Source organism: Nitratireductor aquibiodomus (assembly GCF_900105565.1).
Taxonomy (GTDB): domain Bacteria; phylum Pseudomonadota; class Alphaproteobacteria; order Rhizobiales; family Rhizobiaceae; genus Nitratireductor; species Nitratireductor aquibiodomus.
In genome coordinates this window covers 311,228-333,117 of sequence record NZ_FNSL01000001.1, presented here as the reverse complement: position 1 = coordinate 333,117, position 21,890 = coordinate 311,228, and the positions used below count along the sequence as shown (strand labels likewise).

Here is a 21,890-nt window from a genome sequence, read left to right as displayed (position 1 = left end):
GCCAGATTTTCCCTACACGCAAGCCTTCTGGTTAATTTGCGTTTACGAACCACCGCTTAGTGGCATTCGCATCACGCCAAAATCGAAGCCATGGTAAATATCGTCTCAATTTTTACACATTTTGCCTTCCCGAGCCTCCCTAGCACCCAAACAGGTCGTTCCAAAAAACAAACCCCATGAATGCGAGAACGGCGAACAGACCAACACGGTAAACCGCGTCCATGACCCTCTCGGACACGGGACGGCGCATCACAGCTTCTATGGCGTAGAACACCAGATGCCCGCCATCAAGGGGGGGAATGGGCAAAAGATTAAGAACGCCTATCCCGACTGACAATAATGCAACAAGTTGCACCAGCCATTCGAACCCGAGTTGCGCGGCCTTTCCGGCCATGTCTGCAATCTTGACCGGGCCGCCGAGCTGGCAGCGATCTTCCCGGCCGGCTACGAAACGCTTGAGAAACTGGCCGGTGCGGTAAATCACATAGCCGGTTTCACGCACCGCCTCGCCAAGCGCCTCCAACGGCCCGAATTCGATCAGGCGCGGCTGTCCCGTCTCCTGATCGTTGACGACGCCGATAATGCCGATCTTCACCGTGTTTCCCAAGGCATCCTTCTGTTCGAGGAGATCCGGCGTCGCCGTCAGGGTCAACTCCTCATCGCCCCTTCGGACAACGAAGGACAGTTCGTCGCCCGCGCGGCCAGAAACGATACGCTGGACATCGCCGAAGGTGCGAACCTGGCTTCCGTCGACCGAAACAAACCGGTCCCCCGGCTGGAAGCCGGCAACGGCGGCGGGAGTGTCCGGGCGCACTTCGGCGACCATCGGCTCCATGACATACCGGCCGAAACCCGCAAACATGACCGCGAATACGGTAATGGTCAGAAGAAAATTGAAGAACGGACCAGCAAACACGGTTGCCGCGCGCTTCCACACCGGCTGGGTGTGGAAGGCGACCCGCAGCTCTTCCGGCGACAGATGCCCGGTTGATTCGTTGTCGGGCGTGCTGGTGACCGACATATCGCCGGTAAACTTCACATAACCGCCGAGCGGTATGGCCGACAGTTTCCAGCGCGTACCGTGCCTGTCATTGAAACCGAAAAGCTCGGGCCCGAAACCGATCGAAAACGCCTTCACACCAATGCCGCACCAGCGACCGACGAGATAGTGTCCCATCTCATGAACGAAGACGACCACGGTCAGAACGAACAGGAACGGGATGATCGTCCCGACCAGCAGGCCGTTCGTGCTGAAGATGGAGGCAAGAAAATCGGTCACGTCGTTCTCATTCGATCACAGTGTGCTTCAGCGCATCAATCTGGAAGGTCTTCACGACTCTCAGAAGGTCTGCAGCATTGTTCCAATAAGTTGCCGGTTAACACGGTCGCGCGCCGCAGAAGAGCCTCCCGAATCCCGACTTCCCCACACTCCATGCCATCGCGGCCGATCCAAGGCAAATGGTTACGGTTTCCTCAAAAGTTGAAAAGGGCGTGAGCCGGGGATTCCGCCCCGCCGAGAAGAGCAGCCAGCAGATAGAGGGCAAGTGCAGCCGCCATCAGCCCGTCCACGCGATCCATAACGCCGCCATGACCGGGGATGAGATTGCTGGAATCCTTCACCCCGCTGCGCCGTTTCAGGGCCGATTCGAAAAGATCGCCGATCTGAGAAATCACGGCGAGCACGAGCGCGATCAAGGCAATCAGCAGCACGCCGTGGACCGCATTCTCATGAAACGCAAAAGCCCCTCCGGCAAGAACGGCGAACACCGTGCCGCCGACAGCGCCGCTCCACGTCTTTCCGGGGGAAATGGATGGCGCGAGTTTCGCTCCGCCGAGAGTACGTCCGGTAAAATAGGCCATGACATCGGTGGTCCACACCACAGCGAACAGAAACAGGATCGCAAACAGTCCCGACTGGTCATCGGCGCGCAAATGCACGAGCGCCAGTGCGGGGGCGGCCGCATAGCCGAGACCTGCAACCGTTCCCAGCCCGGCACCGGACATCCAGCCGTGCAGGGCGAGCACCAAGAGGGCAGCCGCAAGGACAAGAAACAGGATTGTCGCGGGCTGACCGAGAATCATCACAAGCATGACCCCGGCCAGCAGCGCGCCGGCAAAGGCCGTATGCACGCCGGGACCGGGGCGCATGGAGCACCATTCATAGAAAATCGCGCCGGCCACGGCCGCCGACATCAAACGAAACGGCAACCCGCCAAGATAGGTGATCAAGAGAACGACGAGACCCAGAACGATCGCCGAGACAATCCGCAACTGCAGATTACTGCGCCCCGGGCGGGGTGACGGCGCCCCCTCCTCCCCACGCCCGCTCATAGGACGGCTTCGCGCGCTCCGACGCCGCCGAAGCGGCGCTCGCGGGCATTGAAGGTGGCGATGGCTGTCTCCAGATCGGCGCGGCCGAAATCCGGCCAGTGGCACGGAAGGAAAACAAACTCGGCATAGGCCGCCTGCCAGAGCAGGAAGTTCGACAGGCGCTGCTCGCCGCTCGTGCGGATGATCAGATCGGGATCGGGGATGCCGGCCGTATCGAGGTAGCCGCCGAACGAATCGAGATCGACTTCGTCGGCTCCGATTCTACCGGACTGCACGTCGTGCATCAGTGCCTTTGCCGCCCTCAATATCTCGTCGCGCGCGCCGTAGTTGAAGGCGATCACCAGGTTCATGCTGGTGTTTTCCGCTGTCAGGTTCTCGGCCTCGAGCAACAACGACCTGATGTCGTTCTCCAGGTTTTCGCGGTCGCCAATGATGCGGACGCGAACGCCATTCTGATGCAGTTCGGCAAGGTCGCGTCGGATGAACAGCCGCAAAAGCCCCATGAGGTCGTTGACCTCGGATCGCGGCCGCGACCAGTTTTCAGACGAAAAAGCGTAGACGGTGAGCCAGTTGATGCCCAGTTCGCCAGCCGAACGCACGGCATTGCGCAGCGCCTCCACGCCGGCACGGTGACCGGCCCGGCGCGGCAGGCCCCGCGCTTCGGCCCAGCGACCGTTTCCGTCCATGATGATGGCTACATGCGCCGGCTTCAACTGGCAGTCTCCCCTCGCCTCTCAAGCAGCTTTTCAGCGGCCCTGCCGTTTCCAGCCCTTTTCTCCGCGTCCGAAAACCGGGAAAGCGCTGAAAGCGGTCCGCTAGACCTGCATGATCTCAGCTTCCTTGTCAGTCAGGAGTTTGTCGATGGCGGAGATCGTGTCATCCGTCATTTTCTGCACCTGATCGGACTGCGTGTGCAGTTCGTCCTGGCTGATATCGCCGTCCTTTTCGGCCTTTTTGAGATGTTCCATGCCATCGCGGCGCACATGGCGCGCGGCGACCTTGGCGCTCTCGGCGTATTGATGGGCGATCTTCACCAGTTCCTTGCGCCGCTCCTCATTGAGCTCAGGAAGCGGAATGCGCAGCGTCGAACCGTCCACGATTGGGTTGAATCCGAGATTGGATTCGCGGATCGCCTTGTCCACGGCATTGACCATGCTCTGATCCCAGACCGCGACAGAGATCATACGCGGCTCCGGCACGGAAACCGTCGCGACCTGGTTGATCGGCATGGGCGAGCCATAGGCTTCCACATGGATGGGATCGAGAAGGTTGGCCGAAGCACGGCCAGTTCTCAGCGAAGCAAGGTCGTGCTGGAACGCGGTTGTCGCCCCGTCCATGCGACGCTTCAGATCTTTGAAATCAACGCCGTCCGCCATCATTAAATCTCCTTACGCACCGGCACGCTGTTCTGGTTCGGCGTCATCGGACACGATGGTGCAATGCCCGCCGCCTTTCAAGATGGCGTTAAATCCGCCCTCTTCGTGAATCGAGAAAACGATTATCGGAATGTGGTTCTCACGCGCAAGAGCAATCGCAGCAGTATCCATGATGGCCAGCCCATCACGGATCACCCGCGCGTGGCTCAGGCGCTCGTAGCGCGTCGCACTCGGATCCTTGCGCGGATCGGCGGAATAGACGCCGTCGACCTGCGTCCCCTTGAAAAGTGCGTCCGCGCCGATCTCGGCTGCCCTTAGTGCTGCTGCCGAATCCGTGGTGAAGAACGGATTGCCGGTGCCGCCAGCGAAAATCACCACCTTCCCGGCATTCATATAGCTCATGGCCTGGCGCTGGGAGAAGCTTTCGCAAAGCTCCGGCATAGCGATGGCCGACATCACCACCGCATCAACCCCCATCTTCACCAGCGAGGTGCGCAGCGCCAGCGAGTTGATGACGGTTGCGAGCATGCCCATGTGGTCCCCGGTAACCCGGTCGCCGCCCTTGGAGGCCACGGCAACGCCGCGGAAAATATTGCCGCCGCCGATAACCACGCCGACCTCGACGCCAATCCTGCGCGCTTCCAGAATGTCGCGGGCGATGCGGTCAACGACCGAAACATCGATGCCGAACCCCTGCTCGCCCATCAGTGCTTCGCCGGATGCCTTCAGGACAACACGCCGATAGCGTTTCTCGGTCATCTTCAAAGTCTCCAAATTTGACCCTGCGTTACACGAAGGGCGCCGCGTTGTCACGCGGCGCCCTTTGTCTTCAAACAGTTATTCGCCCGTCTTACGACTTTGCAGCAGCAGCCACTTCAGCCGCGAAGTCGGTCTCTTCGCGCTCAACACCCTCGCCGAGTGCGAAGCGGACAAAGCCGACGATCTTTGCCGGAGCGCCGATTTCCTTTTCAGCTTCGGCCAGCGCCTTCTCGACAGTCAGATCCGGGTTCATCACGAATGCCTGCTTCAGGAGGACAACCTCCTCGAAGAATTTGCGCAGACGGCCTTCAACCATCTTCTCGATGATGTTTTCCGGCTTGCCCGACTGGCGCGCCTGGTCGGAGAAAATCTCTTTCTCACGGGCAACGGCTGCCGGGTCGACATCAGCCTCGGTCAGAGCCAGCGGATTGGTCGCGGCAACATGCATGGCAACCTGACGGCCGAAGGCGCGGGCAGCATCGGCATTGCCGGTCGTCTCAATCGCCACCAGCACGCCAAGCTTGCCAAGACCGTCGGTCACGGCATTGTGGACGTAGCTTGCGACGGCGCCATTCTCCACGGACAGCTTCGCCGAGCGGCGCAGCGTCATGTTTTCACCAATCGTGCCGATGGCGTCCTTCACCGTGTCGGCGACGGATTTGCCCGTCGCGGGATAGGTCGCCGACGAGACAGCGTCGATGGAACCGTCGGTGCCGAGTGCAACGGTCGCAATGTTGCTGACCAGTGCCTGGAACGCGTCATTGCGGGCAACGAAGTCGGTCTCGGAATTGACCTCGACGACAACGGCGCTGTTGGCGTCGGATGCAACGCCGATCAGGCCCTCGGCAGCCGTGCGGCCGGCCTTCTTGTCGGCCTTGGCGATGCCCTTCTTGCGCAGCCAGTCCATGGCTGCTTCCATGTCGCCATTGTTCTCGGTCAGGGCCGTCTTGCAGTCCATCATGCCTGCGCCGCTCTTCTCGCGCAGTTCCTTGACCATTGCTGCTGTAATGCTCATCGTCGCCTCTTCATAAATCTTCTAACAAAAACGGCCGCGTAGCTTCCTGTCTGCCGCGCGGCCGCCGCGGAGCCTCAGCCCCACATTTTCGGAACGGCGCTTATCAGGCGTCCTTGTTTTCTTCTGCTGCCGGCGCTGCGGCCTCATCGTCGAGGGTCGGTTCTGCCGGAGCCTCGACTGCTTCGCCGATATCGAGGCCGAGAGCACCCTGCTGGCGCTCAATGCCGTCGATTGCCGCCTTGGCAACGAGATCGCAGTAAAGAGCGAGCGCACGTGCGGCATCGTCGTTGCCCGGGATCGGGTAGTCGACAACGTCCGGATCGCAGTTCGAATCGACAATGGCGACAACCGGAATGCCGAGGCGCTTGGCCTCCTGAACGGCAATCGCTTCCTTGTTGGTGTCGATCACGAACATCAGGTCCGGCGTGGAGCCCATGTCGCGGATACCACCGAGGGCACGGTCGAGCTTCTCGCGCTCGCGCTCAAGGTTCAGGCGCTCCTTCTTGGTGAAGCCCTGGGCATCGGCAGCGAGCAGTTCGTCGAGCTTGCGCAGACGCTGGATCGAGTTGGAAATCGTCTTCCAGTTGGTCAGCATGCCGCCAAGCCAGCGGGCGTTCACATAATACTGTGCCGAACGCTTGGCAGAATCGGCAACGATCTCGGATGCCTGACGCTTGGTGCCGACGAACAGGATGCGGCCGCCCTTGGCGACGGTGTCGGAGACAGCCTTCAGCGCCTGGTGCATCAGCGGCACGGTCTGGCTCAGGTCGATGATGTGAACATTATTGCGGGCGCCAAAGATGTAGTTGGACATCTTCGGGTTCCAGCGGTGGGTCTGGTGACCAAAGTGAACACCAGCTTCCAGAAGCTGGCGCATGCTGATATCGGGCAGTGCCATTCGTTATCCTTTCCGGTTGAACCTCCACGGACCGTCAGGCGGAAACCGCCACCGGAGGCGCTGGCCGGATGTCTCCCGACCGGAACCAAGATCCGTGTGTGGAATGCGCGCGCATATAGAAGCTTATGGCGCAGAATGCAAGCGTTTGGCCGGCGAAAGGGCCTAATCAGCGCAATCGCGCGCCTCTTTCGTCTCATCGAACATGGTCAGATCGACAAGCTGGCCGCGAATCGAGAACTCGCCATAGTTCATGTCGAGGCTGCGCGTGACGCCGCTTTCATGCAAAAGAAAGCTGATCTCGTAATCCGGCAATGCCTCGCCGCGCTCCTGCGTCGGATCGAAATAGGCAATGCTCACCGGCCAGTAAGACTGGTTCGCGAGCGGCGCCGCGGCCGAACGTTCCGCTTCGTCCTCTCCGATCGGTTTTGGCCCTCCGATGGTCACGGACGTGATCATGACGCGGTCAGCATCCTCGGAGCTGTCATAAAGCGTGGTCTGGTAAAATCCGCCGCCGGATTCGGCCTTTGCCAGCACCTCTTTCATGTGCTGAACCGGGAACTGCGTCTTCTCAAGCGTCTCGCTGCGAGGTTCGGGTTTTGAAAGTTCCACAAGTGTTTCGCCGTCGCCGAGGCGGGCAACACCCTTCACTTCCCGGTCGAGCGCGTTGTCGAGATACATCTTGTTGACGAACTGGAAGACCTTTCCGCTGCCGTCCTCATAGGTGGATGTCTGCTGATCGGAAAGCCGCGATGCCTCGTCCGTTTCAAGCCGCATGACGAAGCGGAAGGTGGTCGTGTAGCCCTCACAGGAGGAGCCTGCAAACTCGTAGACCATGCGCCCGGTAATGCCGTTGATGCCGGAACGGTCGCTCGCCTGTTCCAGAGAAAGGTCGTAGACGGCCCGATGTGGCAGCAGTTTTGGTGCGGCCAGGGCAACACCCGGCCCCGCAATCGGAACGAAGAGCAGGGCCAAGGCAAATAGGCGCAATGAGCGCATGAACGACCTCCGGAATTCGGCTATTACGGTCGCAGCGTGTCGTGACCGTCTGGATGGTTCCCGTTTGAACGAGAGTCGTGGCGGAAGCGAGGCAAATATGCAACCTCTGCCGCTGCGGCACATTCCCCCTTGAGCGCAGATTCGATTGCGAAAGTGTTGCAACTGACGTTTAGTTCCGCCTGCGCGGCGGAGTTGCCGCATCCAGAATCTTATAAAATGCCGGGAGAGCAATATGGCACTTAAAATCGAGAAAAGACTGCTGGAACTGGGTGTCGAATTGCCCGAAGCGGCAGCGCCGGTTGCAAACTATGTGCCTTATGTCCAGACCGGTTCGCTGCTGATGACCTCGGGGCAACTGCCCATCAAGGATGGCAAGCTGATGGCCATGGGCCTTCTGGGGCGTGAACTGGGAACCGAAGCGGGCAAGCTCGCCGCCAAATGGTGCACGGTCAATGTGCTGGCACAGGCGCGTGCCGCGCTTGGCGACCTGGAACGGATCAAGCGTGTGGTGCGCATCTCCGTCTATGTCGCCTCGACGCCGGACTTCACCGACCAGCATCTGGTAGCCAACGGCGCTTCGGATTTCCTCGTGGCGGCGCTTGGGGACCGGGGACGCCATGCACGCGCAGCCGTCGGCATGGCATCACTGCCAATGAACGCGCCCGTCGAGATCGATGCCATCATCGAGGTTGCCGCGTAATGCCCGATCTTGACTGGCTGGCGGCACGGCCCATCGCGCATCGCGGTCTTCACGACATGAACAACACGCGCTGGGAGAACACGCTCCCGGCTTTTGAGGCGGCGGCCGATGCCGGCTATTCCATCGAATGCGATGTGCATCTGTCATCCGACGGGGTGCCCATGGTCTTTCACGATCATGCACTGCGCCGCCTGACGGGTCAGGACGGGACGATTGCCGGAAAGACGGCGGCGGAAATGAGCGCGCTGAAGGTCGGCGATACCGCCGCTCATGTGCCGACCCTTCGTGAAATGCTGGACCTGGTGGCCGGTCGCGTGCCGCTGGTGATCGAACTCAAGGGCTCCGAGGGCCATGACGACGCGCTCGTTGCCCGTGTCGCTGAGACGCTTGAGGGGTATTCGGGCCCCGTGGCACTCATGTCGTTCGAGCATCGACTAGTGCGCCAGTTTTCCCGACTGGCACCCGGACTACCGTGCGGCCTGACGGCCGAAGGCACCGCACCGGAGGCCATGGAAGCGCATTTTTCCATGCTGGCGCATGACATCTCTTTCGTCTCCTACGCGGTCAAAGAGCTACCGAACCCGTTTGTCGCATTCGTGCGTGAACGCCTCTCCATGCCTGTCATCACATGGACGGTGCGGGATCGCGAGGCCGTCAAGCGCACCTTCGCTTATGCCGATCAGATGACGTTCGAAGGTTTCACACCCTGACTGCGCCAAGCGTTCGCAACCTCTTGAAGCCGCACCCGGCGGACGCTTAGTTAAGCTATATGACTGCAACAGAAACCAACACGCCAATGTCGGGCGACGTGACGCTGACGGTTTCACCGTCACTCGCCGATATGCCAGAGGCTGACTGGGCAGCTCTTTCCGGGGCGCGTCGGAACGGAACGGGTTCACCCTACAACCCATTCGTTTCATACGCGTTTCTGTCGAGTCTGGCAGACAGTGGATGCGCGGTGCGCGAAAGCGGATGGCTTGGGCAGCATCTGTTTCTGCGCGCGGCAGACGGCACGCTTCTGGGGGCGGTGCCGTGCTATCTCAAATCTCACAGCCAGGGTGAATATGTCTTCGATCATGGCTGGGCGGATGCCTTCGAGCGTGCCGGCGGGCGCTATTACCCAAAACTGCAGGTGTCGATACCCTTCACGCCTGCGAGCGGTCCGCGCCTCCTTGTGCGCGAGGGAGCATCATCCCGCGCCGTGCGCGAGGCACTGGCGGAAGGAATCAAGACCCTGACGGACCGGCTGGGCGTTTCGTCGGCGCATGTCACCTTCGCGACAGACGACGACATCGCCGCGCTGGACCGCGCGGGGTTTCTGATGCGCACCGATCAGCAGTTTCACTTTTTCAATCGTGACTATGGTCACTACGACGACTTTCTTGCCACACTCGCTTCACGCAAGCGCAAGGCGCTGAAAAAAGAGCGTCGTACCGCGCTCGAAAATGGTATCGAAATCGACTGGCTGACGGGAGCGGATCTGACAGAATCCGTCTGGGACGACTTCTTCAGCTTTTACGCCGATACTGGAAGCCGCAAATGGGGGCGCCCCTATCTCAACCGCCGGTTCTTTTCCCTTATCGGCGAGCGGATGGCCGACGACATCCTGCTCGTCATGGCCCGCAGGAATGGCCGCTACATTGCTGGCGCGATCAACTTCATTGGCTCAGACACGTTGTTTGGCCGGAACTGGGGCTGCGTCGAACATCACCCCTTCCTGCATTTCGAGGTCTGCTACCATCAGGCAATCGAGTTTGCCATTGCCCGCGGACTGACGCGTGTGGAGGCCGGCGCACAGGGCGAACACAAGCTCGCGCGCGGCTATGAGCCCGTCACCACCCGGTCGGCCCATTATATTCCCCACCCGGGCCTGCGGCGCGCGGTGGCGCAATATCTGGAAATGGAACGCCGGGACGTGGCGGAAATCAGCCACATGCTGGAGGCCCATACACCGTTCCGCAAAGGCTGATGGGCTTCAGTGCATGACCGATTTCGAAAAGAGATTGATCACCAGAACGCCGGCGATGATGAGCCCGACGCCAAAAAGCGCCGGAGCGTCGAGCGCCTGCTGAAACCAGAGCCAGCCTATGGCGGTGATGAACACGATGCCGGCACCCGACCAGAGTGCGTAGACAATGCCGACCGACATGGTGCGCAGCGTGAGCGAAAGGAAGAAGAAGGCAACCGCATAGCCGATGAGCGTGACCAGAGACGGCATGAGGCGCGTGAACCCCTCGGTCTGCTTGAGTGCCGTCGTCGCCACCACCTCGAAAAGAATGGCAACGATCAGATAAAGATAGGTCACGGTCTGCACCTTCTGGATAACGCTACGAATCACTCAACACCGGGAGTTGACGGCCCGGACATTAGCGCAGAAAAATGCGGCGGCAATTGCCTGACACAAGAGGTTCCTATGACCAGTGCCGCCTATGACAACGACAACGTATTTGCAAAAATCCTGCGCGGCGAACTGCCCTCTCACAAGCTCTATGAGGATGACGAGACCCTTGCGCTGATGGACATCATGCCGCGCGGCGATGGCCACTGTCTCGTCATACCGAAGAAGCCCTCACGCAACATTCTTGATGTCGATGCAGACAGCCTCGCGGCGGTGATGCGCACAGTCCAGAAGCTTGCCCGCGCCGCAAAATCAGCCTTCGATGCGGATGGCGTGACCATCCAGCAGTTCAATGAACTGGCCGGCGGTCAGGTCGTGTTTCACCTGCATGTCCACATCATCCCGCGTTTTGAAGGCGTTGCACTGCGCCCGCACACCGGCGAGATGGCGGATCAGGCGGTGCTCGCCGAACAGGCTGAAAAAATCCGATCCCAGCTTTAGGTCAACCGATCAGGTAAAGCCCGGTCAAAAGAACGGTTTCGGCAACAACGATTCCGGCGAGAATCTGTTTGCGGGCGAGAAGATAGGCGGCGAACCCTGCAATCGCCGCACCCACCCTCAGGACAAGAGGGGAATCGGCAAGCGCGCCACTTGGGAAAACGATGAGATTGGCAATGACGGCAGCCACAAGCGCCGTCGCAACACAGCGCACAAAGACCAGAATGTCTGATTCCTCAGACATTTTGCCTCCGAGGTAGACACCGAGATAGCGCCACAAATCCGTTGCCAGCCAGCCGGCAAGCAGGATGAACAGATAGGGCCACCACCAGGCATCGAACGCGTCGAAACTCACTTGCCCATCTCCCGCTTCACACGCGAGCGGTGCCAGATATAGGCGGCGCCCCCTGCCACGCCGCCGGCAGCGAGCAGGTCGAAGCCCGGCAGGACAATATGGAACACCGGCCCGCTCGCCAGCCCCAGGATCATTGCCACATGCCCTGCCCGTTCGCGTGCCGACCCCCATAGCGAGGTCAGAAAATATATCGGCGTCAGGAAGAACAGCGCTGCCGTCACCTGCACGGGCAGGCTTTCAGCCAAAAGGAAGACGGTTGCGACCACGCCCATGTTCACCAGAATGAGCGTGGAACCTATACCGGTGTAGTACGCCGTCCGCAGATGGCGCGGTACATGCCTGAAACTTTCCATGGCGAGCACCCAGGAGGTGATCGCGACAAAGTGGGAAAGGACGTAGAGAACCCATTTTCGGGTTCCGGGCGTACGCATTTCCGGCGTCAAGGCAACAACCATTGGCGCCAGACGAACTGATGAAAGGGCGACAGCGAAGGCTGCGGCGATCAGACTGTTGCCCGCCAGAACCGCGCCGACCAGAACGACCTGTGCAGGCAGGGCCCAGACAACGCCCGTCATGAAAACGGTCTGGGGAAGCGTAAGCCCGGCTTCTCGCGCAAGGCCGGCAAACCCGATGAACGCGCTTACCAGCACCAGGCCCGGTATCGAGAAGCAGCGCCGCACGCCCCGCAGATACCAGGCAAAGTGGCTTTCTTCGCTGCTCGATTCGGCTGTCGCATTCTCACTCATAGCTCCAACGACCTAGCACAGCCCTGCCCGGTGGGCGATACGACGAAGGCGTGGGTGCTTGGGACACCCACGCCTTCGAAATTAGTCCACTCGAGAACCGTTTCCGGCTATCAGCTCTTGCGCGGCAATTGCGGCACGAGGCTGCGCTTGGGCGGATCCTTGGGCTTTTGCGCCTTGGGTTTGGCAGCCGATTTGGGCTTGCGCGTTTTCCTGGCAGCCGGCTTCGCCTTCTTCCTGGCCGGAACCTCCTCGCGCGGCTTGATCGGCGCATCGTCGGGCACGGCGTCAAGCTTCATGCGGCTCTCACCCGTATCGTCCTTCTCGACGGTTACGCGGACCGTACCGCCCTTCTTGAGCCGGCCGAAAAGCACCTCGTCTGCGAGTGGCTTCTTGATATGCTCCTGAATGACACGTCCAAGAGGACGCGCGCCCATCCGTTCGTCATACCCCTTGTCGGCAAGCCAGGCGACGGCATCCTCCGAGAGATCGAAGGTGACGCGGCGCTCGGCAAGCTGTGCCTCGAGCTGCATGACAAACTTCTGCACGACCTGATGAATGACCGGGACCGGCAGAGCGCCAAACGGAATGACGGCGTCCAGGCGGTTGCGGAACTCCGGGGTAAAGAGGCGGTTGATCGCCTCCATATCGTCACCTTCACGCTTCGACGATCCGAAACCGATGGCTGGCTTGGCCATATCGGATGCGCCCGCATTGGTCGTCATGATGAGGATCACATTGCGGAAATCGATGCTCTTGCCGTTGTGGTCCGTAAGCTTGCCGTGATCCATCACCTGCAACAGGATGTTGAACAGATCCGGATGCGCCTTCTCGATTTCGTCGAGAAGCAGCACGCAATGCGGATGCTGGTCGACACCGTCGGTCAGCAGGCCACCCTGGTCGAAGCCGACATAACCGGGCGGAGCGCCGATCAGCCGCGAGACCGTATGGCGCTCCATGTATTCCGACATGTCGAAGCGCAGGAGCTCCACACCAAGCGATGCCGCAAGCTGTTTCGCGACCTCGGTCTTGCCAACACCCGTGGGGCCCGAGAACAGATAGGAGCCAATCGGCTTCTCAGGCTCCCGCAGGCCGGCACGTGCCAGCTTGATCGCCGAAGAAAGCGCCGTGATGGCTGCGTCCTGCCCGTAAACGACCCGCTTCAGCTCGTCTTCGAGCGTCGCCAGAACCTTCTCGTCATCGGCCGAAACGGTTTTCGGCGGGATGCGGGCCATGGTGGCAATCGTCGCCTCGATTTCCTTGACGTTGATCGTCTTGCGTCGTTTCGATTCCGGCAGCAGCTTTTGCGATGCGCCGGTTTCGTCCAGCACGTCAATTGCCTTGTCGGGCAGTTTGCGGTCGTTGATATAGCGCGCCGAAAGTTCCACCGCCGCCTTCACGGCTTCATTTGTGTAGCGGACCTTATGGAAATCCTCGAAATAGGGTTTTAGCCCCTTCATGATCTCGATGGCGTCCTCAACCGTCGGCTCGCTGACGTCGATCTTCTGGAAGCGGCGTACCAGCGCACGGTCTTTTTCGAAAAACTGCCGGAACTCCTTGTAGGTGGTGGAGCCAATGCAGCGAATCGAGCCGGACGATAAGGCAGGCTTCAGGAGATTGGACGCGTCCATCGCACCGCCGGACGTTGCGCCTGCGCCGATGACCGTGTGAATTTCGTCGATGAATAGAACCGCGCCGGGATAATCCTCCAGCTCCTTCACGACCTGCTTCAGGCGTTCCTCGAAATCACCACGATAGCGTGTCCCGGCCAGAAGCGTGCCCATATCGAGGGCGAAAATCGTCGCGTCCGCCAGAACATCCGGCACATCGCCCTCGACGATGCGCTTGGCGAGCCCCTCGGCAATCGCCGTCTTGCCGACGCCGGGATCGCCAACGTAAAGCGGGTTGTTCTTGGAGCGGCGGCACAGGACCTGGATCGTGCGGTTGATCTCGGGCGCGCGCCCGATCAGAGGATCGATACGGCCTGCCCGCGCCTTCTCATTGAGGTTGACGCAATAGGCGGTGAGCGCGTCCTGCGCCTGTTTCTTCTTGCCGCCCTCTTCCGCCTCCGCACCCGGTGCGCCGGCGTCGTCGTCTTCTGCACCGCGGGGCGTTCTTGCCTCCGACCCACCGGGCCGCTTGGCGATGCCATGACTGATATAGTTGACCGCGTCGTAACGGGTCATCTGCTGTTCCTGCAGAAAATAGGCCGCATGGCTTTCGCGTTCGGCGAAAATCGCCACGAGCACGTTCGCCCCTGACACCTCTTCGCGCCCGGACGACTGCACATGGATGACAGCGCGCTGGATGACGCGCTGGAAGCCTGCGGTCGGCTTGGAATCCTCGTCATAGCCCGTGACGAGGTTATCGAGTTCTCCGTCGATATATTTGACCACCGTATCCTTGAGCGCATCGAGATCGACATTGCAGGCCCGCATGACGGCCGCAGCGTCCGAATCGTCGATCAGCGCCAGGAGCAGGTGCTCGAGCGTCGCATATTCATGGTGGCGCTCATTGGCGAAGGTGAGCGCCTGATGCAGTGCCCGCTCCAAGCCTTGGGAAAAAGCCGGCATTCAGTACCTCATTTCTTTTCCATCACGCATTGAAGTGGATGCTGATTCTGCCGGGCGAAATCCATCACCTGCGTCACCTTGGTCTCAGCCACTTCGAACGTGAACACGCCACATTCACCAACACCGTGATTGTGTACGTGCAGCATAATTCTGGTCGCGGCCTCGCGATCCTTCCTGAAGAATCGCTCAAGCACGTGAATGACGAACTCCATGGGCGTGTAATCGTCATTCAGCAACAACACACGATAGAGGCTCGGCTTCTTCGTCTTGGTTTTCGTACGCGTGATGACCGCAGTCCCGCGGTCGGAACTGTCACCGTCATCCTCGCCATCCTGCATTCGCCAGGCGTCGTGCTGCATGGCTTCACCGATATTCAAAAATTCCATTCCCTGTGCCGAGCCCTTACGTGGGACATGTAGGTACCCTTCCGACAATTTTAAGCCCTTATGCGTTCCTGACAATATGGGTGAAAGCCTTTTGCGTTCAAAACTACGCCATCATGACAGTTGATCCGTCTTCGCCACCCTTTGACCGGAAAGATCGTTCGATTTCGAGTCAATGTTAAGAAATTCCGTCAACGAATGGCTCACCATAAACGGATTGGTAACGCCGACGCCGATAGGGTGATGGGAAATGGGCCAGCGAGTGGGGATGCTTCGCGGCCTGAAACCAGATGCAAATGGGTGTAATCGTGCGTCAGGCGTTGTTGGGTAGAGCGAATCTTGTGCGGCTCTCAGGCAGGATTCTCACGGCACTTTTCGTTTCAGGTGTCGTCATGCTGGGCGCGGCGGAGCAGGCTTCCGCAAACGCCAAATATGCGGGCATCGTCATGGACGCAAAGACCGGCAAGGTGCTTTACGAATCGAATGCCGACGCGCCACGCTACCCAGCCTCGCTCACCAAGATGATGACGGCCTACATGATTTTCGAGGCCCTTTCGAGCGGACGCATCAAAAAGGATACGCGCATCCCCGTGTCACGCAATGCGGCGGCCGAGCCACCGACGAACATCGCGCTGCGCCCCGGCGACAGCCTGACTGTCGATCAGGCAGTCCGGGCACTCGTAACCCGCTCCGCAAACGACGCGGCAACCGCCGTTGCCGAGTTTCTCGGCGGTTCGGAAGCCAAGTTCGCATCCATGATGACGGCGAAAGCGCGTCAGCTCGGCATGTCCCGCACCACGTTCAAGAACGCGCATGGCCTTCCCAACAGCCGGCAGAAGACAACCGCGCGCGACATGGCCAAGCTCAGCATCGCCCTGCGCGAGCACTATCCGCAGTACTACAGCTATTTTCAGACCACTTCCTTCACCTACAAGAAGCGCCGCTACGGCAACCACAATCGCCTTCTCGGGCGCGTCAACGGCGTCGACGGCATCAAGACCGGCTATACCCGCGCTTCCGGTTTCAATCTTGCCAGCTCCGTGCAGGCAAATGGCCGCAGCATCGTCGCCGTGGTTCTGGGCGGCCGCACGTCGCGCAGCCGCGACGCGCACATGGCCGATCTGATCAAGCGCTACCTGAACAAGGGCTCCACCGGGCGGGACCGCATGCTGATCGCCAAGGCGCCAGGCGGCGCCCGCACCGCGCTTGCAGCAATGATTCCCGGCAAGCAGGTGCCTCTGCCGACCGAGCGTCCGGAAGCCGAAACGCTGACGGCCTACGCGCCGGAAGCCCCGGTCAAGGCCGCTGCCGTGATGAACACTGCCGTGCCGCGCCCCCGTGCGGCTGTTGCGGCGGTCGACCCTATGCCCACGGCTTCCACCGCGCCCGAGCCGCAGGGAGGCGCCTCCGCAGGTGGCTGGGTGATCCAGGTCGCATCAATGCCGAGTGAAGACGAAGCCCTCATGTTCCTCGCCGAGACCGAGAAGAAGGCCGGTCAGGTGCTTGCACGTGCCGTGCCGATCACCGAAACGTTCGAAAAGGGCGGCGTCACCTATCACCGCGCGCGTTTCGTCGGGTTCGACAGCAAGTCCGATGCATGGGGCGCCTGTGCGTCGCTCAAGAAGAAAAGCATCTCCTGCTACGCCGTGCAGCAGTAAGACCGGAGTTGAAGATGAGTCAGGACAGCGTCGCGCGTAGCGGGAATTCAGTGATGAGTGGACAGCAGAATGTCGCGCGCCTCGTTGATGCGGGCGGCAAGAGACGAGGTTCCTCCCATGTCGGGATGCAGGCGCTGCATCAGGCGGCGGTGAGCCTCTCTGATCTGCGCAACGGTCGCACCTCGTTCAAGACCAAGGACCTCATAGGCCTCCTCCTCGGTCATGGGGCCCGTGCCCGGCGCAACTCCCTCCCCCCGGTCGCCATCCGACTGCGTGCTGTCGCGCCAGGCGGGGAATTCGCTGTCAAGATAGGTTTCGAGAAGCCTTAGGCTCTCCTCGTCGCGTTCGAGCTCGGCGTAGAGCGAAAGCAGTTCTTCCTGCGTCATGTCCGCGAGCCGGCGTCCTTCGTGCCGACCGGCCAGGACCACACCGGACAATTTTCCGCTATCGTGATCGAGTTCCATCTCAATGGCAGCGGAGCGCACGGTTGAGCGCTGGCCAGGTGTTTTGGCCCGTCCCATCCTCAGCCGCGCTGAACCGAACCAGGCGGCGGCTGCCGAAAGCAGCATTCCGCCGATTCCCGCCCTGCCCGCAAAAAGCATCACCACGCCGGAAAGCGCCAGCACCGCCGGGCCGGCTATTCGCAGTGTATCTGCCACCCGCTTCGGGCTCGCATTGACGAATGCAAGCCCCCCGAGAACCAGAAGCAGCAGAAGCCCAAAGAGAAAGAAGGGAAAGGTCATCGGTCTTTTCCGCCGCGCAGGTGCTCCAGCATCCGGCGATCTTCCGGCCGGTTGCGATCGCTGAGTGCCTTCAGCCCACCCGTTGCATAGACGGCGACGGCGGACAGGAGCCTGCCGAGTTCCGCTGCCGAACGTGAATCGAACCGAAACCACGCCCCCTTCGACAGTCGGGCGATCTCACGGAAAGCGCGCTCTGCGACGGGATCGTACCCCTCCTGAAAGACGAAGACCGGGACGCCACTCAGGCCAAGCCGCCCGGCCCTGTCGGAAAGTTCGTCCACACTCTCCTCCATGGCATCGCCAATATAGACAAGCGCGTTGATCTTTTCGCGCGCCGTCTCCTTCAGCGCATGCGCGAGCACCTTGCCGATCTGCGTGTGGCCGCCACGGCAGTCAATCTTTGTCATCAGCGTTTTCAGTGCATCGGTATCGCGCACGAAACGCGAGGCGCGGCTTTCGCCAAAACCGCGGAAGTAGACGAGCTGGACACTGAGTGCACCGGCCTTGCCGACTGCGTCGAACATTTCCGCCTGAAGCTTGCAGGCGAGATCCCAGGTCGGCTGACGGCTCATCGTCGCGTCGAGCGCCAGAATCAGGCGGCCTGTGCCCATTCCGTGTACCGGCGCAACGGCACGGGCATGCCGAACGAAGGCGTCGATCGCGCCCGAAGTGGACCTGGGCGCGGTGAGATCGGCTTTGGCGCGGTGTGGTGCAGGCGTTTTCTTGTCGCTCATAGTGAGAAAGATGGGCGTGTTCGGACCGGTTGCAAGGCTGACGACAAGCCTGCGCCAGAACGGTCGCTACAGCAAGCCGAGTTCAGAGAGTTCGCGGCGCAGTTCCTGAGGCATCGCGGCATCGTCTCCCGCGCTGCCAATATCGCCCGGTGCGTCCTTCGCATCCAGATAGCGCCACCCCTGAAAGGCCCGGCGTGGCTGAAACTGCGTGCGCACCAGTCTGGGCTCCAGAACAAGATGGCAGCGGGACACACCCTCCGCGTCACGAAACGGCCGTATGTCAACAAGCCGTTGTCGGCATTGAACCGACCCCTTGATCACCCAGTAGAGCGAGCCGCCTTCCGTCAGTTCCTCCACGCGTTTGGGCACCATGCGGGTCGTGTGGAAGTGTTCGGCCGGCTCGCCACGCGCCTTTTTTTCGCGAACGCGCAGCTCGATCCAGTCTTCCAGTTGCTCGACGCTTTCACAGCCGACGCACAATTTTATGAGATTCAGTGCCATGTCCTGAATGTCGGGTGGCAGGCAGTGAAGGTCAAGCGCGGCCCGTGCGCTCTCCACAGTGTCTGAACGCGCTCAGCACTCGACGACATTGACCGCAAGGCCACCAAGGCTTGTTTCCTTGTAGCGTTCGTTCATGTCCATTCCGGTCTGCCGCATGGTCTCCACCGCAGCGTCCAGAGAGACGAAATGCTTGCCGTCGCCCTTTACGGCCAGTGAAGCCGCGGTGACGGCTTTTACGGAGCCCAGCGCATTGCGTTCGATGCAGGGAACCTGCACCAGCCCGGCGACCGGGTCGCACGTCATGCCCAGGTGATGTTCAAGCGCGATCTCGGCGGCATTTTCGACCTGCTCCGGCGTACCGCCCAAAACGGCGGCAAGGCCTGCGGCAGCCATGGCGGAGGCCGACCCGACCTCGCCCTGGCAGCCCACCTCAGCCCCGGAGATGGAGGCGTTGTGCTTGACGATGCCGCCAATGGCCGCCGCCGTCAGCAGGAAATCGCGGATGCCGTTGGTGTCCGCATCCACATGGAATTTCTGCCAGTAGCGCATGACGGCCGGCACCACACCTGCCGCGCCATTGGTCGGTGCGGTCACCACACGTCCGCCGCTGGCGTTTTCTTCGTTCACCGCCATGGCGAAGACGGAGAGCCAGTCGTTCGCTGCCAATGGGTTGGGCCGATTCTGACGCCAATCCTCGTCCAGCTTTTCATGCAGATGGCGTGCGCGACGGCGTACATTGAGGCCGCCGGGCATGACACCGTCCTGCGAGAGGCCGCGTTCGATACACGCGTCCATCGCCTGCCAGATGCGGTCCAGCCCGGTATCGAGCTCGGCCCGCGTCATGTGTTTTTCTTCGTTCGCCCGTTTCATCTCGGCAATGGAGAGCCCGCTCTCAGCCGCCATGGCGAGCATTTCGCGGGCGCTGGCGAAGGGAAACGGTACATCGTCCTTTGCGGGCTTCGCGGATTCGTTCTTGAGTGTCTGAAGCTCTTCCTCGGAAACCACGAAACCGCCACCGATGGAGTAATAGATCCGCCGCAGGAGAAGCCTGTCGTCCGCATCATGAGCGTTGAATGCCATGCCGTTGGCATGTCCCGGCAAGGGCTGCTTTTTGTCCAGCACAAGATCGGTTTCCGGGTCGAAGTGGTAAGGCGGATGCCCTGCCGGCCGCACCATCTTTTCGGCGGCGATGGTGGCGAGTTGCCCGTCCATCCGGTCGGGATCAACGGTCAGCGGATTGTAACCTGCAAGCCCGAGTATGACCGCCCGGTCCGTGCCGTGCCCGACACCGGTAAAGGCGAGAGAGCCATGCAGGCTCACCGAGAGCCGGTGCACGGCGCTTCCCGCCGGGCGCGGCCAATCATCGCCCGCGATCTCGGCCAGAAATCGCTCCGCCGCCGTCATCGGCCCCATCGTGTGCGAGCTGGACGGTCCGATGCCGATCTTGAACAGGTCGAAAACGGAAAGGAACATGGGCGAAGGCTCCGGACTGTAACCACACGGAGGATTCCCGTGGTCTGCGGCCATTGGCAGGTTGTGGCGCGGCATGCTCTGGTGTGACCGCGACATGCGAAGATGTAGGCCATTTCCCCGAACAAGCAAAGGGCGCAGCGGTTGCGCTGCGCCCTTCAACTTTAAAGAACCGATATTGTGCGGTTTTGCTGGTAGTTCAGCCTGCCGTTGCTACGACCGCTGCCGTTTCGGCGCCAATCAAGAGCCATGCCAGAAAGATTATTCCCGCAAGCCCGATCACTGCTTTGGCGGTCACGCCCCAGCAGGATCTCTCAACGCTATCGTCCATGCATATCCCGTTTTGTTATCCGATCTCCGAACGGGATGATCCCGATCGCCGATCCGTGACGGCGGGAGATACTCCTCCGCGCAGGCTTCCGCAAGTCCAAAAACGGCAAAATGACGGCTGCAAAACAGGTAAGAAGCCTTAGAAAACCGGGCTTCTATAGCGCAATCAATCACTTGCAGGCGTAAAGGAATTTTCAAGAGTTGCGGCGAAATGCGGACAAATTTGCTGCATCGCACCATCGAACACCGAAAAAGACACCAAGACTCATTCCGAGGACACCTCGGGGGCCGGCAAAAACGCGTCTGTTCTGCCCGTGATGCTGGGGTGCCCCATGGGGTGGTCCGGTTTAATTGTTAGTGCATTGTCGGTCTGTGATCCATGGGAATGAAGCTTTCCGGCGCAGGTGGGCGGTATCCCAATGCACTGTGCGGCCTGACAATGTTATAGTGGATGCGCCATTGCTCGATCAGGGTTTTGGCTTCCTTTAAGCTGTAGAAGATTTCACCGTTCAGCAGTTCGTCGCGGAACCGGGCGTTGAAGCTCTCGCAGTATCCGTTCTCCCAAGGCGACCCTGGCTCGATGCAAGCCGTCTTGGCGCCGACAGCAGCGATCCAGTCCCGAACCTTTTGAGCGATAAATTCCGGGCCATTGTCGGATCTTATGTATTCCGGCGGGCCACGCAGGATGAACAGATCGGTCAGTGCATCCAGCACATCTGTTGAGTTGAGCTGGCGATTGACGCGGATCATCAGCGCCTCCCTGGTGTATTCGTCGATGACGTTGAGCGTCCGATAGGCACGCCCGTCAGCGGTGCGATCCTGGACGAAGTCGTAGGACCAAACGTGGTTGGGTCTCTCGGGTCGAAGCCGAACGCAGGAGCCATCATTCAGCCAGAGCCGCCCTTTCTTCTTCTGTTTGTGCTGGACTTTTAGCCCTTCACGTCGCCATATGCGTTCCATCCGCTTGTGGTTCACGTGCCAGCCTGCATTGTTCAGCAGGCCGGTGACCATGCGATAGCCGTAGCGTCCGTACTTGTTGACCAACTCGATGATGTCGTCAGTCAGCCGTTCTTCATCAGCTCGGCCTTGCTGCACTTTGCGCTGTGTAGATCGGTGCTGACCGAGTGTACGGCAGGCGCGACGCTCAGACACGCCAAGCTCCTGCCGTACATGGTCGATGCACGTGCGACGACGTGAAGGGCTTAGAAGTTTCCCCGCGCGGCTTCTGTCAGGATGAGCTTGTCCAGAGGGAGGTCGGACACCGCACGCCGCAGCCGCTGGTTCTCTTTCTCCAGTGCCTTCAGGCGGGCAAGCTGCGACCGCTCCATTCCACCATAAAGTTTCCGCCAACGGTAAAATGTCTGCTGCGTGACACCGATCTGGCGAACAGCCTTGGCAATCGTCGCACCTTGACCTTGCAGTACTTCAACCTGCCGAAGCTTCGATACAATCTCTTCGGGCTTTTCACGTTTTCCAGCCATCGCTGATC

General features: G+C 60.5%; 23 protein-coding genes. 5 read left to right on the top strand and 18 right to left on the bottom strand.

Annotation, left to right across the window (positions count from 1 at the left end):
- Positions 1 to 139: 139 nt before the first annotated feature.
- From rseP to BLW55_RS01555, 8 genes are all read right to left on the bottom strand, one after another.
- Positions 140 to 1,279, bottom strand: a complete 1,140-nt coding sequence (gene rseP, locus BLW55_RS01590) for an RIP metalloprotease RseP (protein WP_090326267.1) — start codon at positions 1,277 to 1,279, stop codon at positions 140 to 142.
- Positions 1,280 to 1,473: 194 nt separating this feature from the next.
- On the bottom strand, positions 1,474 to 2,331 hold the full coding sequence (locus BLW55_RS01585) for a phosphatidate cytidylyltransferase (protein ID WP_090326264.1): 858 nt from the start codon (positions 2,329 to 2,331) through the stop codon (positions 1,474 to 1,476).
- Complete coding sequence (locus tag BLW55_RS01580; RefSeq protein ID WP_244509149.1) at positions 2,328 to 3,017, bottom strand: isoprenyl transferase; 690 nt, start codon at positions 3,015 to 3,017, stop codon at positions 2,328 to 2,330. The genes BLW55_RS01585 and BLW55_RS01580 overlap by 4 nt, the downstream gene beginning before the upstream one ends.
- A 129-nt stretch (positions 3,018 to 3,146) precedes the next feature.
- Positions 3,147 to 3,707 (bottom strand): ribosome recycling factor, encoded by a 561-nt coding sequence (frr, locus tag BLW55_RS01575; protein ID WP_025029853.1) that lies wholly within the window; start codon positions 3,705 to 3,707, stop codon positions 3,147 to 3,149.
- Between the two features lie 12 nt (positions 3,708 to 3,719).
- Positions 3,720 to 4,466: a UMP kinase gene (gene pyrH, locus BLW55_RS01570; protein ID WP_090326259.1), complete on the bottom strand. Its 747-nt coding sequence runs from the start codon at positions 4,464 to 4,466 to the stop codon at positions 3,720 to 3,722.
- A gap of 91 nt (positions 4,467 to 4,557) precedes the next feature.
- Positions 4,558 to 5,481 carry a translation elongation factor Ts gene (gene tsf, locus BLW55_RS01565; RefSeq protein ID WP_007006719.1) on the bottom strand — a complete coding sequence of 308 codons (924 nt, stop codon included), beginning with the start codon at positions 5,479 to 5,481 and terminating at the stop codon, positions 4,558 to 4,560.
- A 103-nt stretch (positions 5,482 to 5,584) separates the two neighbouring features.
- The gene (gene rpsB, locus BLW55_RS01560; protein ID WP_007006720.1) at positions 5,585 to 6,379 is read right to left on the bottom strand and encodes a 30S ribosomal protein S2; all 795 of its coding nucleotides are present in this window, start codon (positions 6,377 to 6,379) and stop codon (positions 5,585 to 5,587) included.
- Positions 6,380 to 6,541: 162 nt separating this feature from the next.
- A complete protein-coding gene (locus BLW55_RS01555; protein ID WP_090326255.1) occupies positions 6,542 to 7,375 on the bottom strand; it encodes a cell envelope integrity EipB family protein in 834 nt (277 codons plus the stop codon).
- 232 nt (positions 7,376 to 7,607) lie between these two features.
- Between BLW55_RS01555 and BLW55_RS01550 the strand changes: the two genes are divergently transcribed.
- The 3 genes from BLW55_RS01550 (at position 7,608) to BLW55_RS01540 (ending at position 10,044) form a co-directional block, all read left to right on the top strand.
- Positions 7,608 to 8,075, top strand: a complete 468-nt coding sequence (locus BLW55_RS01550; RefSeq protein ID WP_007006722.1) for a RidA family protein — start codon at positions 7,608 to 7,610, stop codon at positions 8,073 to 8,075.
- The gene (locus BLW55_RS01545) at positions 8,075 to 8,785 is read left to right on the top strand and encodes a glycerophosphodiester phosphodiesterase (RefSeq protein WP_090326252.1); all 711 of its coding nucleotides are present in this window, start codon (positions 8,075 to 8,077) and stop codon (positions 8,783 to 8,785) included. The genes BLW55_RS01550 and BLW55_RS01545 overlap by 1 nt, the downstream gene beginning before the upstream one ends.
- Positions 8,786 to 8,916: 131 nt before the next feature.
- A complete protein-coding gene (locus tag BLW55_RS01540) occupies positions 8,917 to 10,044 on the top strand; it encodes a GNAT family N-acetyltransferase (RefSeq protein ID WP_425286769.1) in 1,128 nt (375 codons plus the stop codon).
- Positions 10,045 to 10,050: 6 nt separating this feature from the next.
- On the opposite strand, the gene BLW55_RS01535 is transcribed toward BLW55_RS01540, so the two are convergent.
- Positions 10,051 to 10,380 (bottom strand): DMT family transporter, encoded by a 330-nt coding sequence (locus tag BLW55_RS01535; protein ID WP_025029849.1) that lies wholly within the window; start codon positions 10,378 to 10,380, stop codon positions 10,051 to 10,053.
- A gap of 108 nt (positions 10,381 to 10,488) precedes the next feature.
- Between BLW55_RS01535 and BLW55_RS01530 the strand changes: the two genes are divergently transcribed.
- Complete coding sequence (locus BLW55_RS01530) at positions 10,489 to 10,914, top strand: HIT family protein (protein WP_007006725.1); 426 nt, start codon at positions 10,489 to 10,491, stop codon at positions 10,912 to 10,914.
- Between the two features lies 1 nt (position 10,915).
- Here BLW55_RS01530 and BLW55_RS01525 read toward each other — a convergent pair whose 3' ends face one another.
- From BLW55_RS01525 to clpS, 4 genes are all read right to left on the bottom strand, one after another.
- Positions 10,916 to 11,266 carry an AzlD domain-containing protein gene (locus BLW55_RS01525; protein ID WP_090326249.1) on the bottom strand — a complete coding sequence of 117 codons (351 nt, stop codon included), beginning with the start codon at positions 11,264 to 11,266 and terminating at the stop codon, positions 10,916 to 10,918.
- A complete protein-coding gene (locus tag BLW55_RS01520; RefSeq protein ID WP_090326246.1) occupies positions 11,263 to 12,012 on the bottom strand; it encodes an AzlC family ABC transporter permease in 750 nt (249 codons plus the stop codon). The genes BLW55_RS01525 and BLW55_RS01520 overlap by 4 nt, the downstream gene beginning before the upstream one ends.
- A 110-nt stretch (positions 12,013 to 12,122) precedes the next feature.
- Positions 12,123 to 14,582: an ATP-dependent Clp protease ATP-binding subunit ClpA gene (clpA, locus tag BLW55_RS01515; protein ID WP_090326244.1), complete on the bottom strand. Its 2,460-nt coding sequence runs from the start codon at positions 14,580 to 14,582 to the stop codon at positions 12,123 to 12,125.
- Between the two features lie 8 nt (positions 14,583 to 14,590).
- Entirely contained in the window at positions 14,591 to 14,920 is a 330-nt protein-coding gene (gene clpS, locus BLW55_RS01510; protein WP_007006729.1) for an ATP-dependent Clp protease adapter ClpS, read from the bottom strand.
- Between the two features lie 341 nt (positions 14,921 to 15,261).
- On the opposite strand from clpS, the gene BLW55_RS01505 reads away from it, so the two are divergent.
- Positions 15,262 to 16,623, top strand: a complete 1,362-nt coding sequence (locus tag BLW55_RS01505) for a D-alanyl-D-alanine carboxypeptidase family protein (protein WP_244508962.1) — start codon at positions 15,262 to 15,264, stop codon at positions 16,621 to 16,623.
- Between the two features lie 47 nt (positions 16,624 to 16,670).
- On the opposite strand, the gene BLW55_RS01500 is transcribed toward BLW55_RS01505, so the two are convergent.
- The 5 genes from BLW55_RS01500 to BLW55_RS01480 all read right to left on the bottom strand — a co-directional run bounded on the left by BLW55_RS01500 (position 16,671) and on the right by BLW55_RS01480 (position 21,882).
- Complete coding sequence (locus BLW55_RS01500) at positions 16,671 to 17,366, bottom strand: DnaJ domain-containing protein (protein WP_090326241.1); 696 nt, start codon at positions 17,364 to 17,366, stop codon at positions 16,671 to 16,673.
- Positions 17,363 to 18,100 (bottom strand): vWA domain-containing protein, encoded by a 738-nt coding sequence (locus tag BLW55_RS01495; protein ID WP_090326238.1) that lies wholly within the window; start codon positions 18,098 to 18,100, stop codon positions 17,363 to 17,365. The genes BLW55_RS01500 and BLW55_RS01495 overlap by 4 nt, the downstream gene beginning before the upstream one ends.
- A gap of 66 nt (positions 18,101 to 18,166) precedes the next feature.
- Positions 18,167 to 18,601 carry a DUF1489 family protein gene (locus BLW55_RS01490; RefSeq protein ID WP_090329850.1) on the bottom strand — a complete coding sequence of 145 codons (435 nt, stop codon included), beginning with the start codon at positions 18,599 to 18,601 and terminating at the stop codon, positions 18,167 to 18,169.
- A 72-nt stretch (positions 18,602 to 18,673) separates the two neighbouring features.
- A complete protein-coding gene (locus tag BLW55_RS01485) occupies positions 18,674 to 20,074 on the bottom strand; it encodes an L-serine ammonia-lyase (RefSeq protein WP_090326236.1) in 1,401 nt (466 codons plus the stop codon).
- A gap of 681 nt (positions 20,075 to 20,755) precedes the next feature.
- Positions 20,756 to 21,882, bottom strand: a protein-coding gene (locus BLW55_RS01480; RefSeq protein ID WP_090326217.1) for an IS3 family transposase whose coding sequence is annotated in 2 segments (ribosomal slippage) — positions 20,756 to 21,618 and positions 21,618 to 21,882 — 1,128 coding nt in all. Because the reading frame shifts where the segments join, the coding sequence is not laid out codon by codon here.
- Positions 21,883 to 21,890 lie beyond the last annotated feature (8 nt).

What these genes read in the sequence shown, in the direction of transcription:
- BLW55_RS01585 (WP_090326264.1), bottom strand. Translation starts at nt 2,331, where the DNA reads ATGAGCGGGCGTGGGGAGGAGGGGGCGCCGTCACCCCGCCCGGGGCGC.
- BLW55_RS01580 (WP_244509149.1), bottom strand. Translation starts at nt 3,017, where the DNA reads ATGGACGGAAACGGTCGCTGGGCCGAAGCGCGGGGCCTGCCGCGCCGG.
- frr (WP_025029853.1), bottom strand. Translation starts at nt 3,707, where the DNA reads ATGGCGGACGGCGTTGATTTCAAAGATCTGAAGCGTCGCATGGACGGG.
- pyrH (WP_090326259.1), bottom strand. Translation starts at nt 4,466, where the DNA reads ATGACCGAGAAACGCTATCGGCGTGTTGTCCTGAAGGCATCCGGCGAA.
- tsf (WP_007006719.1), bottom strand. Translation starts at nt 5,481, where the DNA reads ATGAGCATTACAGCAGCAATGGTCAAGGAACTGCGCGAGAAGAGCGGC.
- rpsB (WP_007006720.1), bottom strand. Translation starts at nt 6,379, where the DNA reads ATGGCACTGCCCGATATCAGCATGCGCCAGCTTCTGGAAGCTGGTGTT.
- BLW55_RS01555 (WP_090326255.1), bottom strand. Translation starts at nt 7,375, where the DNA reads ATGCGCTCATTGCGCCTATTTGCCTTGGCCCTGCTCTTCGTTCCGATT.
- BLW55_RS01550 (WP_007006722.1), top strand. Translation starts at nt 7,608, where the DNA reads ATGGCACTTAAAATCGAGAAAAGACTGCTGGAACTGGGTGTCGAATTG.
- BLW55_RS01545 (WP_090326252.1), top strand. Translation starts at nt 8,075, where the DNA reads ATGCCCGATCTTGACTGGCTGGCGGCACGGCCCATCGCGCATCGCGGT.
- BLW55_RS01540 (WP_425286769.1), top strand. Translation starts at nt 8,917, where the DNA reads ATGCCAGAGGCTGACTGGGCAGCTCTTTCCGGGGCGCGTCGGAACGGA.
- BLW55_RS01530 (WP_007006725.1), top strand. Translation starts at nt 10,489, where the DNA reads ATGACCAGTGCCGCCTATGACAACGACAACGTATTTGCAAAAATCCTG.
- BLW55_RS01520 (WP_090326246.1), bottom strand. Translation starts at nt 12,012, where the DNA reads ATGAGTGAGAATGCGACAGCCGAATCGAGCAGCGAAGAAAGCCACTTT.
- clpA (WP_090326244.1), bottom strand. Translation starts at nt 14,582, where the DNA reads ATGCCGGCTTTTTCCCAAGGCTTGGAGCGGGCACTGCATCAGGCGCTC.
- clpS (WP_007006729.1), bottom strand. Translation starts at nt 14,920, where the DNA reads ATGCAGGATGGCGAGGATGACGGTGACAGTTCCGACCGCGGGACTGCG.
- BLW55_RS01505 (WP_244508962.1), top strand. Translation starts at nt 15,262, where the DNA reads ATGGGTGTAATCGTGCGTCAGGCGTTGTTGGGTAGAGCGAATCTTGTG.
- BLW55_RS01500 (WP_090326241.1), bottom strand. Translation starts at nt 17,366, where the DNA reads ATGACCTTTCCCTTCTTTCTCTTTGGGCTTCTGCTGCTTCTGGTTCTC.
- BLW55_RS01495 (WP_090326238.1), bottom strand. Translation starts at nt 18,100, where the DNA reads ATGAGCGACAAGAAAACGCCTGCACCACACCGCGCCAAAGCCGATCTC.
- BLW55_RS01490 (WP_090329850.1), bottom strand. Translation starts at nt 18,601, where the DNA reads ATGGCACTGAATCTCATAAAATTGTGCGTCGGCTGTGAAAGCGTCGAG.
- BLW55_RS01485 (WP_090326236.1), bottom strand. Translation starts at nt 20,074, where the DNA reads ATGTTCCTTTCCGTTTTCGACCTGTTCAAGATCGGCATCGGACCGTCC.